Origin of the sequence: Ligaoa zhengdingensis, from assembly GCF_014384885.1 — a bacterium.
Lineage (GTDB): Bacteria > Bacillota > Clostridia > Oscillospirales > Ruminococcaceae > Ligaoa > Ligaoa zhengdingensis.
In genome coordinates, this window is sequence record NZ_JACRST010000001.1 from 385,196 (window position 1) to 401,121 (window position 15,926).

General features: G+C 48.1%; 16 protein-coding genes. 2 read left to right on the top strand and 14 right to left on the bottom strand.

Features of this window, described 5'->3' with window-relative positions:
* Positions 1-201: 201 nt before the first annotated feature.
* From H8711_RS01805 to H8711_RS01850, 10 genes are all read right to left on the bottom strand, one after another.
* Positions 202-2,214 (bottom strand): AlwI family type II restriction endonuclease, encoded by a 2,013-nt coding sequence (locus tag H8711_RS01805; RefSeq protein WP_249281822.1) that lies wholly within the window; start codon positions 2,212-2,214, stop codon positions 202-204.
* 14 nt (positions 2,215-2,228) lie between these two features.
* On the bottom strand, positions 2,229-4,124 hold the full coding sequence (locus H8711_RS01810; protein ID WP_249281823.1) for a Dam family site-specific DNA-(adenine-N6)-methyltransferase: 1,896 nt from the start codon (positions 4,122-4,124) through the stop codon (positions 2,229-2,231).
* A gap of 15 nt (positions 4,125-4,139) precedes the next feature.
* Complete coding sequence (locus tag H8711_RS01815; RefSeq protein ID WP_054324281.1) at positions 4,140-4,352, bottom strand: helix-turn-helix domain-containing protein; 213 nt, start codon at positions 4,350-4,352, stop codon at positions 4,140-4,142.
* 181 nt (positions 4,353-4,533) lie between these two features.
* Positions 4,534-4,833, bottom strand: coding sequence for a hypothetical protein (locus H8711_RS01820; RefSeq protein WP_249281824.1), 300 nt, complete (start codon positions 4,831-4,833; stop codon positions 4,534-4,536).
* Positions 4,834-4,978: 145 nt separating this feature from the next.
* Entirely contained in the window at positions 4,979-6,244 is a 1,266-nt protein-coding gene (locus H8711_RS01825; RefSeq protein ID WP_249281825.1) for a plasmid recombination protein, read from the bottom strand.
* Between the two features lie 360 nt (positions 6,245-6,604).
* Positions 6,605-6,859 (bottom strand): complexin-2, encoded by a 255-nt coding sequence (locus H8711_RS01830; RefSeq protein WP_249281826.1) that lies wholly within the window; start codon positions 6,857-6,859, stop codon positions 6,605-6,607.
* Between the two features lie 86 nt (positions 6,860-6,945).
* Positions 6,946-8,103 (bottom strand): AAA family ATPase, encoded by a 1,158-nt coding sequence (locus tag H8711_RS01835; protein ID WP_249281827.1) that lies wholly within the window; start codon positions 8,101-8,103, stop codon positions 6,946-6,948.
* Entirely contained in the window at positions 8,093-8,428 is a 336-nt protein-coding gene (locus H8711_RS01840; RefSeq protein WP_249281828.1) for a plasmid mobilization protein, read from the bottom strand. Before H8711_RS01840 ends, H8711_RS01835 begins: the two co-directional genes overlap by 11 nt.
* Positions 8,429-8,431: 3 nt before the next feature.
* Positions 8,432-9,514, bottom strand: coding sequence for a site-specific integrase (locus tag H8711_RS01845; RefSeq protein WP_249281829.1), 1,083 nt, complete (start codon positions 9,512-9,514; stop codon positions 8,432-8,434).
* A gap of 2 nt (positions 9,515-9,516) precedes the next feature.
* Complete coding sequence (locus H8711_RS01850) at positions 9,517-9,714, bottom strand: MerR family transcriptional regulator (protein WP_249281830.1); 198 nt, start codon at positions 9,712-9,714, stop codon at positions 9,517-9,519.
* Between the two features lie 438 nt (positions 9,715-10,152).
* Here H8711_RS01850 and H8711_RS01855 point away from each other — a divergent pair, with 438 nt between their 5' ends.
* On the top strand, positions 10,153-10,674 hold the full coding sequence (locus H8711_RS01855; protein ID WP_249281831.1) for a helix-turn-helix domain-containing protein: 522 nt from the start codon (positions 10,153-10,155) through the stop codon (positions 10,672-10,674).
* A gap of 484 nt (positions 10,675-11,158) precedes the next feature.
* Complete coding sequence (locus H8711_RS01860; RefSeq protein ID WP_177662092.1) at positions 11,159-11,404, top strand: DUF6061 family protein; 246 nt, start codon at positions 11,159-11,161, stop codon at positions 11,402-11,404.
* A gap of 251 nt (positions 11,405-11,655) precedes the next feature.
* Here H8711_RS01860 and H8711_RS01865 read toward each other — a convergent pair whose 3' ends face one another.
* The 4 genes from H8711_RS01865 to H8711_RS01880 form a co-directional block, all read right to left on the bottom strand.
* Positions 11,656-12,513: a MerR family transcriptional regulator gene (locus H8711_RS01865; RefSeq protein ID WP_177940390.1), complete on the bottom strand. Its 858-nt coding sequence runs from the start codon at positions 12,511-12,513 to the stop codon at positions 11,656-11,658.
* Between the two features lie 218 nt (positions 12,514-12,731).
* Positions 12,732-13,991: a hypothetical protein gene (locus tag H8711_RS01870; protein WP_231358148.1), complete on the bottom strand. Its 1,260-nt coding sequence runs from the start codon at positions 13,989-13,991 to the stop codon at positions 12,732-12,734.
* Between the two features lie 92 nt (positions 13,992-14,083).
* Entirely contained in the window at positions 14,084-14,401 is a 318-nt protein-coding gene (locus H8711_RS01875) for a hypothetical protein (RefSeq protein WP_231358147.1), read from the bottom strand.
* A 172-nt stretch (positions 14,402-14,573) separates the two neighbouring features.
* Complete coding sequence (locus tag H8711_RS01880; protein ID WP_249281832.1) at positions 14,574-15,836, bottom strand: plasmid recombination protein; 1,263 nt, start codon at positions 15,834-15,836, stop codon at positions 14,574-14,576.
* Positions 15,837-15,926 lie beyond the last annotated feature (90 nt).

Genomic DNA, 15,926 nt, shown 5'->3' on the forward strand with positions numbered 1-15,926 from the left:
ATCTTTGTAAATATCTATACCGCAAGAGTCAAGAATCAGTTGATGCGTAGTATTTTTGTTGTAAGTACCTCTATCGCTCCAAAACTTGAAGATATACCCACCAGATATTCCAAACAACCGACAGATTATTTGTTTTTCTATGAATGAAAGTGTACTGATATTATTTTGCCTCATTTCTTTAGTGGCATGGTAAACTTCGGCTTATTCTATAGAAAGTAAGCCGTCTGTAAACGCAGCCGGGTATGACAATCTCATAATAACTTTCTGGAACACAATGACATACGCATAAACCGTACCATCGCCAAACCGATCATGTAGCAGACTTTTACCATCAGGGCAGAAACTCACCTCATCGGGTAACGATCTCAGATACGGCAACTCAACCGTTTTGGCAGGACATTCAGGAAAATTGGCCTCAAGCGCAACAACTTGTCCCTCTCCAAATGTTACATGGCGCACAATGGCCCCAGCCGGAACAAGAGGTGCTTCGGAGCCGCTGTGGGCAACAATTCCGTGGGTGATTTCAAGCGACTTTTCGGCAACAGTGGAGTCAATATACTGCTTCCAAGCTGGAGCCTCCAAAATATCTCTCCGGGATTCGCATTTTACAATCAAATCTCTGAGCTTTTCTGGAGTTGCCTTGTCCGCTTCAAACATTGCTACAAAGTATTTCTGGAACTGTCCCAATGTCAGCGGTACAATATCCAGTCGTTGCTTTACATCGCCCTTTGCATACCAAATGCCGTGTCTGAAAGTTTCTGCCGTATTGGTGTCGATACGAACAGCAATGAACATACCATAGACGGGCTTATCATATTTCAGAACAGCGTCAGATACATGGCGTCTGACAGGCTCACCCTCCATTGCCTCTTGACGGGAGGATGTGGACATAGTCACTTCTGTCAAAATGGTGAAATCGTTAAATTCGCAATACAGATCACCTTTGCCGCCGCCAGCAGCCGAAACAGGCATAAAGTCAGAATCCAGCTTGAATCCACGGACTTCATACGGCTTATTGACCATGTGATCAATCGCCAAGGCCGCACGCCAGAGTGTCCATTCGAGGTAGGCGGGAGTTTCATCCTTGGGAACTTCTATGGCGTTATCTTCGTCATATACTAACTTCCCGCCGCCCTTTATCAGTAGAGTCATATAATCTCTGATTTCTTCCCACTGGTTGCACTGATCGATGGCATACTGAATTTCGTCCGTCTGAGCAAGGATATTTTCAAGTCTCTGCCGTGCAATATTGATTTCCGCAGGAGTATTCAGAGGCAGATCGGAGATGTCAAAGAGAATATGGCGCTCCTTCATCTGTTTGATGAGATCATCCAACAGGGATTTAGCGACATCCACACTATCTGTGGGCAAAGGCGCACCAGCGCAGAGCAATTTATACTGTTCCATAATAGGTTCTGCGTTTGCGGTAGACTTTGCAAGTTTTTCTGCCAAGACATGCTTTGTGGGTACGATTATTAGACCTCTGCCTTTGCGCTGAAGCACGCCAGAAATGCGGAGGTATCTCATATTCATGTCGCTGTAATCCAAGAAATTATCTGGCTTTTTGTCGTAACTTTCGCCTCGTTTGGCAATCTCTTTTTTATCAAATGGGCGCTTCGCCGGAGCAGCAGCTCTACGCTTTCGCAAATCAAGAATGTTGTCTACCACTTCTTTCAAACTATAGCTGGGATTTGTGGTATGACCCCAAAGGGCAAATTCGATTCGGCTAAGTTCAGATGAACCTGTCCGCTTTTCAAGTTCCAGCATGATTGCCAAGAGCCATCTCAGAGGAGAGAAGTAATGTACGCCATCCGGCATGGGAAATTGCTCCACGCTCATAGCCCGGAGATAACATTCCTGCACCGCAGGATATGTATCTGCTTTTAAGAACGACCTACCAAAAGGTGTAATATCGTCAAGTGGACCTAAATCTTCTTGCCGACCATCTTTCTTCTGAATCTGAGGATAGATCAGGCCGTTTTTTGCAAACATCAACCTCCATTTACGAGCGTGGCTGCCAGATCTGTCCTTGCCCTCCTCGTTTTGAATAATGCCTTTTTCATCGAGCAGATTCATAAATCCAAGTTCGTTATCACGGCCATGAAGATGCCCAACAAATGCGGAGTTGGCAAATACGGAAAAACCTTCTTGGATTCGATTGGGATTACGCAGACCAGTATTGCCCACCAGCCATATTTTGATTTGTTCGCTCATACGAAGGCCCCCTATCAATATCCAACAAAAAGGTATTCCTGTACGGTATTCCTGTGGGTTTTTGCTTCATTCTGATTACCAAAGGAATATTTGTAATCTACAGGTATAACTTCTACATGAGATTTATATTTAGCCATGATCGCTACCATTTCATCCTGTGTAGGCAAGCTGTTTGAGGAATAGGACACAATGAGGATGCTACTTGCAAACTTCTTGAACAGACGATCAAACGCATCTGCTGCACCTTTTCTGGTAGAGAATGGCGTGGGATAAGACTTGAATTTTTTCGTCTGCGTATGCTCCTGAATCTCTACGCCTTTCCAGTCACGGGCAAGTCCTTCTACAAAATGGTATCTACGGACATACTCATTATCAGAGAGCGGCGAATAATACGGGGGGTCGATGTATACCAAATCTGCCTGTTCCACTCTTAAATCCATTGCATCGCCCTGCTTAGAGCGATTGATTTTTCCATTGTCAAAGATGGCCTTGTTGACAGCTTCGACAGCCTCCAAAAACTGCTGTGCAAGCGTTTTCTGTAAATCCTTACGACCATCATTATATCTCTGCCCGGTGTAGGTAAAAATACCACGAGGACGCTTTTTGGTGCAAGCACGAATCAGCGCAGTCATTGCGATGGCGTGCTTGTATTGATCTCGGATTGCAGCGATATTTGTACGCAAGGTGTCGATCAAATCATTTTCTTCATCCGTATAATAAAGGTCTTTGAAAGTTGAAGCTACAAAATGATCGGATTCCTTATGAGCAACAAGTAATTCTTTAGCCTCATCCATTGGCAGTGTGACCGAGTTGTTCTCGATCATTGCCTTTGTAAATGTGGCAGACATCGCCATATAGTCATTGCTGACTACTGCCTTGCCCTGCGCTTTGAACATATAACCAACAATGCCAGAGCCAGAGAAAAGGTCAACAACGGTATTTACATCAAACTGTGATGCCACAGACCATATTTCAGAGAGCAGTTTGCTCTTAGACCCCATAAATCGAGTGGGAGGATATGCTGCAACCTGTTTGGGTAATGGTTGTGGGAGCAACTTAATCAAAGTGCGCTGCTTCGGAGGAATCGTAACAATGACATCTTCACCTTTTCGAGTGCTGCCATTACAGGAAATATGGCGTTTGGTCTGAATAACATCAATCGTAAATGGTGCATACAGTTCATGTACCAGCGGGTGGTTTGAGTTTGTCAAGATAATATGGCAACCTCTTTCGTGTAAGGTCATAACCATCTTGGCAAGCTCAATATGATCTTCTTCGTAAAACTGTTCCTTTGTGTACCGCTTGAAATCGGCATACTCAGAGATTGGCAGATAGGGAGGGTCGAGGAAGATAAAGTCTCCGGCTTGAGCATAATGTTCCAGAACCAAAAGATAATCGCCGCAAATGATGTCAGCCTTCTGCAAGGCTTTTGAGGCTGCTCTCAGACCATCTTCATCACAAATTTTAGGATTTTTATATTTTCCGTAAGGAACATTAAACTGGCCCTGCTTATTGACACGATACAAGCCATTAAAGCAAGTCCTGTTCAGAAAGATCGTTCTTGCAGCGGCTTCTGCCTGAGGCAGTTTTGTCCAGTCCAGTTCTCGAACCGCATAGAACATTTCCGAAGTGTTTTCGTATGTTCTTAAATAACGAATAACATCTTCAACATGATTGGCAATTTGCCGATACATATTGATAAGTTCAGGATTGCTGTCTGCAATAATTGCGTTCTCCGGCTGCAATGCAAAGAACATTGCACCGCCCCCAAAGAACGGTTCAATATACCGACCATAAGAGGCTGGTACTTTAGGCAACAGATCACCTAACATCTGTGTCTTCCCACCAGCCCATTTCAAAACGGGCTTGGCTTGAACAGATGCTAATTTTCTAACTACTTGTTCTGCCAATGTACTCGCCTCCTTTTACTTGGAATTTTCAGGAGTCAATTCCATAATATCACCAATATCGCATTGCAGTGCGGTACAGATTTTCACCAGCACATCAGTTGTAACATTCTCGTTTTTGCCGAGCTTTGCCATGGAAGCATGACTGATTCCGGCAGCGGCACACAGGTCTTTTTTCTTCATGTCTTTGTCGATCAACAGTTTCCACAGTTTCTTATAACTAACAGCCATCTTTTCCACTCCATTAGCAAATCTCACGCATCGGGTTTGCTGAATACAATTCTGCGTTCGCTGAATTTAAGAATAGTATAGCACATTTTGATTCATAGCTCAATAGTGAAATTGTAAACTCTCATTCAGTCAAATAGAAACGCCACCCGCAGAATTTCTCCCACGGGTGGCGGATGTAGGATTATTTTTCTTTTGCTTTCAGATTTTCGGCGTGCTTTTTTGCCAGTTCTCCGGCAGCCTTGCGGCGTTCCTCGCTGTACGGTGCGGTCAACTTGAATCCAAACCGCCCTTTACTGATTTCAAAGGTCATGCAGCCCATCTCGTCATCATCTATCAGCTTGCACTCGCTGGGGTACTGTGCGGCATACTTGGTCAGCCTGTTTTTGAGATCAGTGTTATAGGTGCAGACCTCAATCATAGGGCTGTCCTCGTTAAAATAGATGTTCGTTGTCTTTTGCTTCTTGGAAAGACCTGTTTTCATAAAACCTCCTGATTTTCGTGATTTTTTCACGGTTCAACAACCGTAAAAATGGGCGGATTTTCTGCTGGGAGTCGTCCGAATGATGTGGGCTTTATCTGGAACGCTCCCAGCGGATATTTTTCGTTTTTCCCGGCTCTACACGGAATTAACGGGCATCATCCCTTGAATGGGTTTTCACACGCCCTCTGCCGAATAAATGCCACAGATTTTGCCTGTCAATCACGCTCTCATATCGCCGGACTTTGCTTCGCAATTCCTCATTCTCCTGCTCCAAGCTAACCGAGTTCAGCTTGCTGCGGACGGACTTGTACTTGGACAGCTCGGCGGTCAGAGAAGCGATCTGTGCTTTCAACTCACCGATCACCTTATGGGCGGCATCCAGCGCCTTTTGCAGCTTGGATTCTCGCTTCTCCTGGGCATAGTATTTCTTGGCGGCGATAGCCAGCATTTCATATTCGAACTTTTCAAGAGACACCCTTGATGCGGAAAGCATGACAGGCTTGGCTTCAATTTTGTCAATGCTCTCGATGTCCACTTTCTTCTGTTTGATCTTTTCGATTTTCTTATCCAAAGCTGCCGCTTCTGCTTCTTTCTGCTGGGTCTGCTCGGTGAGATCGGCAAGGCGTTCCTGCTCCCGTTCCACCTTGAACTGTGTAACTGTCAGATGTTCCTCAGAACTGCCATGCTCGCCTCGCTCCACATCCGTGTACCCGGCAGAACGCATATCTTGGAAAAAGTCATCCTGTAAAACAGAGTAGGACTTCCGAAGGACTTTTTTTCCACTCTTGGTCAGTAGCGGCAGACCGTTCTCATCCAGAGCGGGCTTGGAATCCCATTTCTTGCTCATGCTGACCTGCATGATGGTTTCTTTTACTTTTCCTACCAGAGATTTGTCCTTGCATCGTTTCGACCAGCGGATTTCTTTCTCCACCACCGGGACATAGACCACATGAAGATGGTAGTGGTACACATCCTGCCCCAAAGCCTCGGACATGGCCCGGTTGCGTTCATCGGCGTGCATAACTGCCGAAAGGATATACTGTTCACCGCCTACAATTTTGATTGCACTTTTGTAGGCATCGGCGTAAAATTGTTTTGCGAAGTCGTAACCGCCGTGGTTGTAGAAGTAAGCAGAGTTAACATCGAAAATCAGCTCGCCGAACTTCTCCGCATCGGTTTTCAGACCACGGGTGGAAATCACGCCGTCAGTCACCATCTGATCAAACATAGCCGTGTAGCTGTCTGTCGGCGTTTTGAAGTGGACATTCATACCCCGTCTTTCCGGCACGATGTCCTGATTGACATAGCTCTCTTTTTCTCGCTCATTGTGGCCTTGAGCGTTGGTTACTTTTTCGGTTGTCATTCTCATATTTCTTGCGCTGGTACGATGGATACCGTCGCCTCTTGCCATAGGCATTTACCTCCTGTAATTTTGGTTTGTGGTACGGGGTAGCGTTTGGGGAACACTTCTGCGGAAGTGTAATAACCCATTATGATACTTTCATCCTGCGGCTGCAAAGTATCGTGGGCTCTCCGAGGGGGTATGCGGCATCTGCGGATGCCTCTGCCGTTTTTTCGGCTTGCTGGTGTAGCCACAATCCGCAAAAACAGCATGGACAGCAGCCTGTTCGCAAACCTCATTTGCTTATAATCTTCTGCCCACATCCATCTCCAAATCTGCGGATTTTTCGATGGGGACGGGGGATGCGTAGGGGGGCAGCCAATGCCTTTCTGCCTTGTCCGCTAACCACAGGAGCGTGGCACGCTCCTGTCATCGTTCCCAAGGAGAAGTAGTCCAGCGGTAGCTCTCCGGCACACCCCTGCGGTTAAGATACTCCTGCATTGCCTGTTCCCGCTGTTCCTCGGTGGGAGAGGTCTTGTACTGCGAATAGAGTTGGTGGTTGAGCATGGCATCCAGCTTTTGCTCCAACCCCCGCCGTATGTCCTCGTCAAAGTCTTCCTCGCCGTTCAAGTGGTACAGCACCAGATCCACGAACAGGTCATAGGGGATTTGCACATTCTTCATCGGTTCCATTCCTTTCCGTGACGGTCGTGACGATGGTGACGGTGTTTGAGATACCACCAAAATTACCGTCACGACCGTCACCATCGTCACGCTTTCTCCGAAACAGGGGTCAGCGTGATTTTTCTTCCGGCGTGATTTCTGGCGTTTTCATACTGAACGCCATATTCCTCAAACAGCCTCCCGGCGTTTACATTCAAATGCTTCGTCAGAGTATTTGGCTGCATATCGACTTGAAGGAAGGCAGCCAGCTCCGTAGGGCTTCCGCTCCACAGCTCCGTTACCAACTTCGCCACGGTTTCCAAAATTGGGTCAGGTGGTTCTTTGTGAAGCTCGTTTTCCATACGCTCCAACTCCCAAATCTGTGTTTCCGGGTCTTTTTTCAGATAGAGGATCTGATCCTGCTGATCTCGCCCCACCACATCAATGGTGGCTTCCAGTGCCGTCCGCTTTTTCTTCTGCACCAGCAGAGAACCATCGGCACAGCCCAGCAGACCCGTGGTTCCAGAGATCATCTCAAAGGCATCTCCGGCGGGCTGCTTTCGGGTATGGTGAACAGTCAGCACACAGATACTGCACCTGTCTGCGAACTCTTTCAGCTTACCGATAATCTCGTAGTCGCTGGCATAGCTGTACGCCTCGCCGCCGACCTCCCGGATTTTCTGCATGGTGTCGATGATGATGAGTTTGGTGTCCGGATGGTCCCGCACAAAATTGGCAAGCTGTTCATCCAGCCCGTTGCCGATTTTTCCAGCCGCCGTTGCAAAGTGGAGGTTGGGCGTATCGTCCACGCCGTACATCTTGAACATCCGGCTCTGGATGCGCTGGAAATCATCTTCAAGAGCGAGATACAGCACCGTTCCCTGATGGACTTCGTACTCCCACAGCTTTTTGCCTGTGCTGACATGGTAAGCGATCTGCGCCACCAGAAAGGACTTGCCAATTTTGGGAGCGCCAGCAAGGATATATGTCCCGGCGTAGAGCAGCCCCTCAATGATCGGGGGCCTGCTTCTGTAAGGGGTCTGATACAACTCAGTCATGGAGATCGTGTGCAGATAATGCGGGTCGGTCATGCGCTGTATCCTGCGGTACATTTCTTCCAGCTTTTCTTCGGAGTTTTCAATTTCATCATTGATTTCCGGCTCCGAAGTGGGTATACTATTCACAGTAGATTTTTGAATGGACTGCCTTTCATCTGCGCCAACAGATGTTGCAATGGCAGTCTTTTCTTTTGCCTCATTCGCCATAGGCATTGTCCTCCTTCATTCCATCCATGATTTCTGTCATAAACCGAATGGTGTCCAGCAGTTCGTCATCCACGCCAGCCCCGGCCTCAATCCGCCGCAGCTCATCCAGCACAGAAGCAAACTGATTTCTGAGCGCCTTATACACTCTCGGATTGCCCTGTGCCACCACATCCCGGCACAGGAGTCGCCGGGTGATATAGTCCTGCTTAGTAAGGCCGGACATTTGCACAAAGGCTTCAAGCTGCTCATCTTCCTCCGGTGATACCCGGAAGGCAACGGTTTTGTTCCGCCAACGGTTGTGACTATCAAGATTTTTTGCCGACATAATTTACGCTCCTTTCTCGGTTCGCAGTGAATCCAGTTTGTTTGCCATTTCAGTCTGCCTTGTAGGAAACAGGTGGGCATAGCGGTAAGTGATGTCGATGCTCTCATGCCCCACACGGTCAGCGATTGCCAGAGCGGTAAAGCCCATGTCAATCAAAAGGGAGATATGGCTGTGTCTCAAATCGTGGATTCTGATGCGTTTTACTCCGGTTTCCTTGCATCCTCTGTCCATCTCATGATGGAGATAATATTTGCTGACAGGAAAAATACGGCTGTCAGGCTTTGCCCCATAAAGCTGCTTCAAATAGTCCTGCATTTCTTCGCACAGAAACTGCGGCATTTTAATCACTCGGTTGCTTTTCTTGGTTTTCGGTGTGGTAACAATGTCCTGCCCATTCAACCGCTGATAGGATTTATTGATGGAAACCGTTCCTTTCTCAAAATCAAAGTCAGCCGGAGTCAGCGCCAGCAGTTCGCCCTCCCGGATGCCGCACCAATAGAGCATTTCAAAGGCGTAGAAGGAAATGGGTTTGTCCATCATCGCCTCGGAGAACTTCGTGTATTCCTCTCTTGTCCAGAACAGCATTTCCCGCCGTTCCTCCGTCCCCATATTGCCAGCCTGCTGTGCCGGATTGACTTGCAGCCCATAATAGCGGACTGCGTGGTTAAAAATGGCGCTGAGCTGATTGTGGACGGTTTTCAGATAGGTGGCAGACAACGGTTTGCCGTTGTGGTCGGTCAAGCCCCTGATTTCGTTCTGCCAGTCGATAATGTCTTTTGCCGTGATCTCCGAGAGCTTGCGCTTGCGGAAATAGGGCAGGATTTTCTTCTGGATGATGCTGTCTTTGGTCACCCAGGTATTGAGTTTCAATTTGGGCTTGATGTCTTTTTCATACAGGGCGACGAAACTCTCAAAAGTCATGTTGACATCTGCCTGTTTCTCCATCAGGAACTCCCGTTCCCATGCCTGGGCTTCCTTTTTTGTGGCAAATCCACGCTTGAGCTTTTGCTGCCGTTCTCCCTTCCAGTCTGTGTAACGGAATTGCACATACCATGTGCCGTTGTCCTTGTTTTTGAACGCTGCCATACTCACTTCTCCTTTCTCTGATCTCTGGTTCCATAGAACTTCTCATAGAAGAATTTGCGGTCAATCCGACCAGAGATCGTAATACACCCGGTTTGCTTCAATTCTTCATTCATCTTTTTGATGAGCTTATAGGCATAGGGTTTAGAGACACCCAACTCAGAAGCGACCTCATCTACTCGCATAAAAATCTGTCCTGCCATAGGCAAAATTCCTTCTTTTCCTTGTCGTAATCATTTTCCTTTTCATGGTTTTACTTTCGCCGTTCTATCTTCCAGACTCTGACAGGCGACCCTTTTCGGCGCTGTGCCGTTGGTTTCTCTCCTTGGCAGGCTCTTATCGTCGCCTACTTCCCCGGAGAAAGTATCTGTCGGACGGTCATTCAGTTTTACTCGATTTGGTTTTTCACCCCCTCTCACCTTACTAACGGACATTTTTTGCCCATTTAGCAGGGCGTCTGATCTACAATTTTCTGCTATTAAGCCTATTTGCTTAATTTTCTCTTATTATACTAAACATATTTGTTTATGTCAAGCGGTTTGCAGATAAATATTAAATAAATTTGTTTAGATTTATCTTGACTATCCTAAGCATATCTGCTATGCTATTTATGAAAACACCATAGAACGGAGTTGGCTGTAATGGCGATTGGTGAACGGATTCAATTCTTCCGCAAATTACGGGGGATGACTCAAAAATACCTCGGCACACAGGTGGGTTTCCCGGAGAAATCTGCGGATGTGCGCCTTGCTCAATATGAAACTGGGACGAGAACTCCCAAAGCGGATATGACCGCAGCTTTGGCAAATACTTTGGATGTGTCGCCGCTGGCTCTGTCCGTGCCGGATATTGACTCCTATCTCGGCCTGATGCACACCCTGTTTACTCTGGAAGATCGGTATGGGCTGGCTGTCAAAGAGATTGACGGAGAGCCTTGCCTGTGTGTTGACCCATCCAAAGGACGAGATGCTCAAGAACTCTGGCGTTCTCTGTGTGCATGGCGGGAACAGGTTGCCAAAATGGAAGCTGGCGAAATCTCCAAGGAGGAGTATGACCGCTGGCGCTACCGTTACCCGGAGTACGATACCCCCCGTATCTGGGCGAAGGTTATCCCGCAGGGATTGAGCGATATGCTGATCGAAGAACTGAAAAAGGACAAATGAAAAAAGGTCTAACCGACTTGCAAAAATCGGTTAGACCTTTTTCTATAGATAAGTTTTTCAGCGCACCTGTAAACCACTTGCAACTCGGCTGTAAATCAGCAAGTGCGGTTTTGACAAGTGCTATCAATCTGCTATCAAACAGGGGAGAAATCCATCCTATTTAGCCACTTTTCCGGCTGTAGAGCCGAAAAAAACGGCATCAGGATAAATATTTCTTATTCCCACTCAAGTCTTAGGCTTTGATTTGGGGTTATAAAATGCACTCTCGATACGCATTTTGTCCAAATAATCCACGTATTTCGGGCTGTACATAGGTTTCTTACGAATTTTGTAGCCGCTTTGTAGCCAGTTATTTTATACGTACTAACCGTTCGCAACGACTTTCTTTGAATGATTTGCAGCGGGTTTCGATATGATTCCCGCCAATAATCACCCGGAAATTGACCGCCTGATTCACCTCAAAAAACATCCTGGAGGTATGACCATGAGCAAACTTATATCCTGTCAATTCAACATAGACACGGCCTGCGTGGAATTGGTTTTTGACGATGGAAGCCAGATTTCCATTGACTGCACCGCCGTTGAAAACGAAGTTGCCGACAACCGCTTCCAGCGGTCAGAGCTGGATTATCTGATCTACAATGATCCACTTGCGTATGCCGATCTGGTTCTGAACGGCGATCCAGAAGCCTACCTGAACGCCGTGACAGATTACGACCCCCCTCGATAGCTGACGGGAAGAATATAGCGCAACGGGTTGCGTCTGTCAATGGTCAAGATGAACGCTTCGCGCCATTGACTGCCGCCGCCTGCCGCGCTTTTGGGGCAGACAAGGCGGGCAGGCACAGATTGTGCCTGCCCGCCAAAATCAATTTTTGCATAAATCCTGCCGTATATGGGGCAGGCAGGAAAAAAGCGCAACCGCTTTTCGTCGATTGCGCTTTGGTGGGTGGGAATTGTTCTATGAACTTTTTTACAAAATCACTCCTGTTGGAAATGCCGCAAGAAAACTTCATTTGCCGCTTGCAAGGATTTGTGATACTCCCGGTAAGCGGGGCTAATCCTCTGCATTGCGGGAATGAATACATCGTTATAGCCGCTCTCACTTTGGAATTGCTTTAGATATTCTTGCAGTCGGTAGGCGGGAGATGCCTTATATTCCTCCGATTTCGCAACTGCTCGATATTGTTCGAGCATTTCCTTGTTGTCGTGAATATACTTTTCCGGGTCTGCCATAGCTGCCGCAAGTACAGCAGATGCGCTTTGCGTCACAGCAACATCAGCATTTTCTCTAATCTCATCAAGATACTGCTGCACATCGCTGGGAACAGCTATTGAAATGCCGTCCAAGTATCGGATGATCGTTTCAAACGCTTCCCTCTGCTCATTCGTTGTGATTGCTTCGCTCAAAAACGGAGCGAAGTGCAAGCATACGAATTTTCCATAGAAGCCCGGAAACTTATCAAGGATACGGTTCAATATGGATTGCTTGTTTTGAAGCGCCTCCACTTGTCCTTCAATATGCTCCCAATCGCCGCTTTCCGCAAGTTGTTTTATCAATGCCTGCTTTGTTTGCAGCTCGACGATTTCAAACTCTTTCCTGTTGAGGACATCGTAAATTGCTGTACGGCTATCATTCTCAAGAATTGTGCGAATCTCTGGAACGGAAAAGCCAAGCCCGCGCAAAACTGCAATTCGCTTGAGCTTCAAAGCATCTGTCTCGGAGAACTGCCGATACCCGTTTTCTGTTATCCTTGGTTGGATTAGTCCCTGCTCTGTGTAATACTCAACTGCTTTTTTGGTCAGGTTACATTCTTTGCATACTTCATTTATGAGCATTGTACTCACCTCCACATACAGGATAAGCTATTCCCCAAGGTGCCAGTCAATAGGTTTTTCAAAGAATTATAGCAGATTTTTATGAACGCTTCTACCTATATCGTTTACGCCGCACTTTTTCGCCGCCTCGCTTGCCGCCCTGCGGCGTTCTGCGCTGTATGGGGAAGGCAATGAAAAAGCGCAACCGATTTTTGTCGATTGCGCTTTGGTGTTTTTGATTATCGACCGTTCGGGGCTGTACCGCACTGTGTGTACGGTAAAAACTCGGTTAAAATCACAGAGCCGTCTTTGCCGCTCATATTGATGGAATAGCTTATGGTTTCGCCGCTGTCATCGACGTAGGATACCCCGTAATATGGCAGCAGACCATAGAATGTCATATTCAGCAGCAGCGGACGATCCGGTGACAGTTCGTCCAGAGCGTACAGCTCTTCTGTGGAAAACGATAGGCTGCTGCTCATAGAAGCCTCGATTCCCAGCACCTTGAAGTCCTTTACGGCATACTCGCAGGAAAGCAGCACCCTGGCCAGCGGCTCTGCCGTACTGACGGAAACCTCGTGGTAATCGGAAATGCCGTCCAACACATCCTCCGCCCAATGTGCCTGAATCGCAGGCTCAAACGCCTGCCGGATACGCTGCAAAGCGTGCTCTTTTCCCGCTTCTTCGGTTTCCCCGTTATACAAATCCAACGGCAGGAAGCGGTAGGGCGGGAAGTCTCCGGGTTCCCCTTTTGTCACAAAATAGGTGTACTGCTCATAGGCGCAGAGCCTGCCGTCCGCATCGAGATACATTCCGCCCGCCCACGGAATATCATCGGGAGAAGCCGTCAGAAACGCGGGTTCCCAGCAATAGACCGTGTAGCTGCCGCTTTCATCCGTAAGGACTTCTTTTTGATAAAACTGCACAACCTCATAGCCGGTGAGGATATCCGTTCGGGAGGGAGAGGCGCACTGCGCGGCCAATCGCTGCGCCCGCTGGTCAAGAATGGCCTGATGGTATTCATAAGCGTCTTTGTCTACCTGTACTTCGGTGCGGTAACCGTTGCGGATCAGCCAGTAGAGCGTTTCGTCCTCAAAGCTCATGCGATGGCTGTCTCCTTTTCCGTTGAAATAAATGCCGTTTATATGGTTTTCATCCAATCCGGCAAAGAAAACGAAGTGTTCGTCAGATGAGTTATATGCGTCAGGCCCCCCGGAGAGGTATATCTCCATCGTATAATGGTCCAAGCCTTGACCGGGCTGCTCGCTATGGTGTTCCGCTGCGGCATTGAGGACGGAGGCCATGTCTTCGGCGCTTACATACTCACGAGAAAAGAATGATGAGATATATTTGATTTCCTCTGCTTTTACCGTTGCCATCCGCTCGACGATCCCCGCTTTTGCAGAGTCCCCGTCGGCTGGCTCGTTTGGCTTTGCGCCGCAGCCCGCTGTCAGCAGGCAGAGCGCAAGCGTCAGCACAATAATTGGCAGTCGTTTCATAAAAGTGTTCCTCCTTTCGGGCATATCATCATCTTTCACTTTGTGCGGATAAACTTATCCAATATAATTATACCATGCAAAGCACGAACTTTTCAATTCCAGTCTCCATACAAATGTGCAACTTTTCTATGAACGCCGCACTTTTTCGCCGCCTCGCTTGCCGCCCTGCGGCGTTCCTCGCTGTATGGGGCGGTCAGACGGAAAGAGAAGCGCCCCTTGCGGATTTCAAATTCCATGCAGCCCGTGTCCGGGTCTGCGTCGGTCTGGCGGCACTCACCGGGGTGAGCTGCGGCATAGGCGGTCAGCCTGTTCTTGAGGTCGGTGTTGTGGGTGCGGATATGGATAAGCGGCTCTTTCTCATCAAACCAAATATCGGTGGTCTTTTCCTGCTTCGTAAGCCCTGTTCTCATAAACTCTCCTTTCTGCCCTCTGTCGCACAGGAGTGGCATTTTTCGGCTGTTTTCTCCGGCTCTTGACTTGAAGAAAACGGCGATTTTCAAACAGAAGCGCGCCGGACGATGTCTGCCCTGTCTGACGCGCTCCCATTCGATAAAATGCGTTTTTTCCGGCTCTACACAGGAATCAGCGAGCTTCGTCCCTCGTGACCGCTTTTTCTCTGTGCGGATGGAAGAATCGCCACAGATTATTGCGCTGAATCACATCCTCATAGCTGCGGACTTTCCCGCGCAGCTCCGTATTTTCACGCTCCAATTCTGCTGCACGGAGCTTGCCGCGAACAGACTTATAATCGGAAATCTCCTGCTTCAAACCGACAATCTCAGCCTTGAGTTTTGCAATCAGTTTGTTTGCCGCATCCAACGCCTTTTGCAGTTTGGATTCCTTTTTCTCTGCTGTAACGTACTTCTTTGCCAGAGTGGAAAGTCGGTCAAAGTCCTCACGCTCCACGACAACTTTGGATGAGAAGGGAATGGACGTTGCCACGATTTTTTCGATAGACCGCACATCGACCCGCTGATTCTGGATTTTTTCAATTTTGCTTCCAAGCGTTGCTGCCTGTTTTTCCTGCTGGCGGTTCCGCTCTGTGAGTTCTGCCAGCCGCGCCTGTTCCTGCTGCACCTTGAACTGTGTCACCGTCAGATGTTCCTCCGAGCTGCCGCGTTCGCCTCGCTCCACATCGTCATACCCTGCCTTTCGCATGGCGGCGAAGAAATCATCTTGCAGAACAGAATAGGATTTTCGGAGCACAGTTTTTCCGTTTGCGTTCAGCAGCGGTTTCCCATGCTCGTCCAGCGCGGGCTTGGAATCCCACTTTTTACTCATACTGACCTGCTGTATCGTTTCCTTGACTGTCCCAACCAGCGATTTATCCTTGCACCGCTTCGACCACAGAATTTTCTTCTCTACGACGGGGATATAGACCACATGAAGGTGATAATGGTACACGTCCTTGCCCAGCACGTCGGACATGGCACGATTGCGCTCGTCGGCGTGCATGACCGCAGAGAGAATGTACTGCTCTCCGCCTACGATTTCTATTGCGGATTTGTATGCGTCGGTGTAGAATTGTTTTGCGAAGTCATAGCCGCCGTGATTATGAAAATAGGCGGTGTTTACGTCAAAGACCAGCTCGCCGTAGAGAAAGGCATCCTCTTTCAGTCCGCGGGTGGAGATGATCCCATCCTCTTTCATCTGCTCAAACATCTCCGCATATCCAGCGGTCGGTTTCTTGAAATGAATATTGAGGCGCGTTCTTTCCGGGACAATATCCTGATTGACATAGGATTCCTTTTCCCGTTCGTTGTGCTGCTGCGCGTTGCCGATTCTGGCAGCCGTCAGCCTCATATTTCTTGCGTTGGTACGGTGAATACCGTCGCCTCTTGCCATAGGCAGTTTACCTCCTGGTTTCAGATTGTGCAGGACGGGAGAGCTTTGGGGGAGCACTTCTGCGGAAGTGTAATAACCCACTATGATACT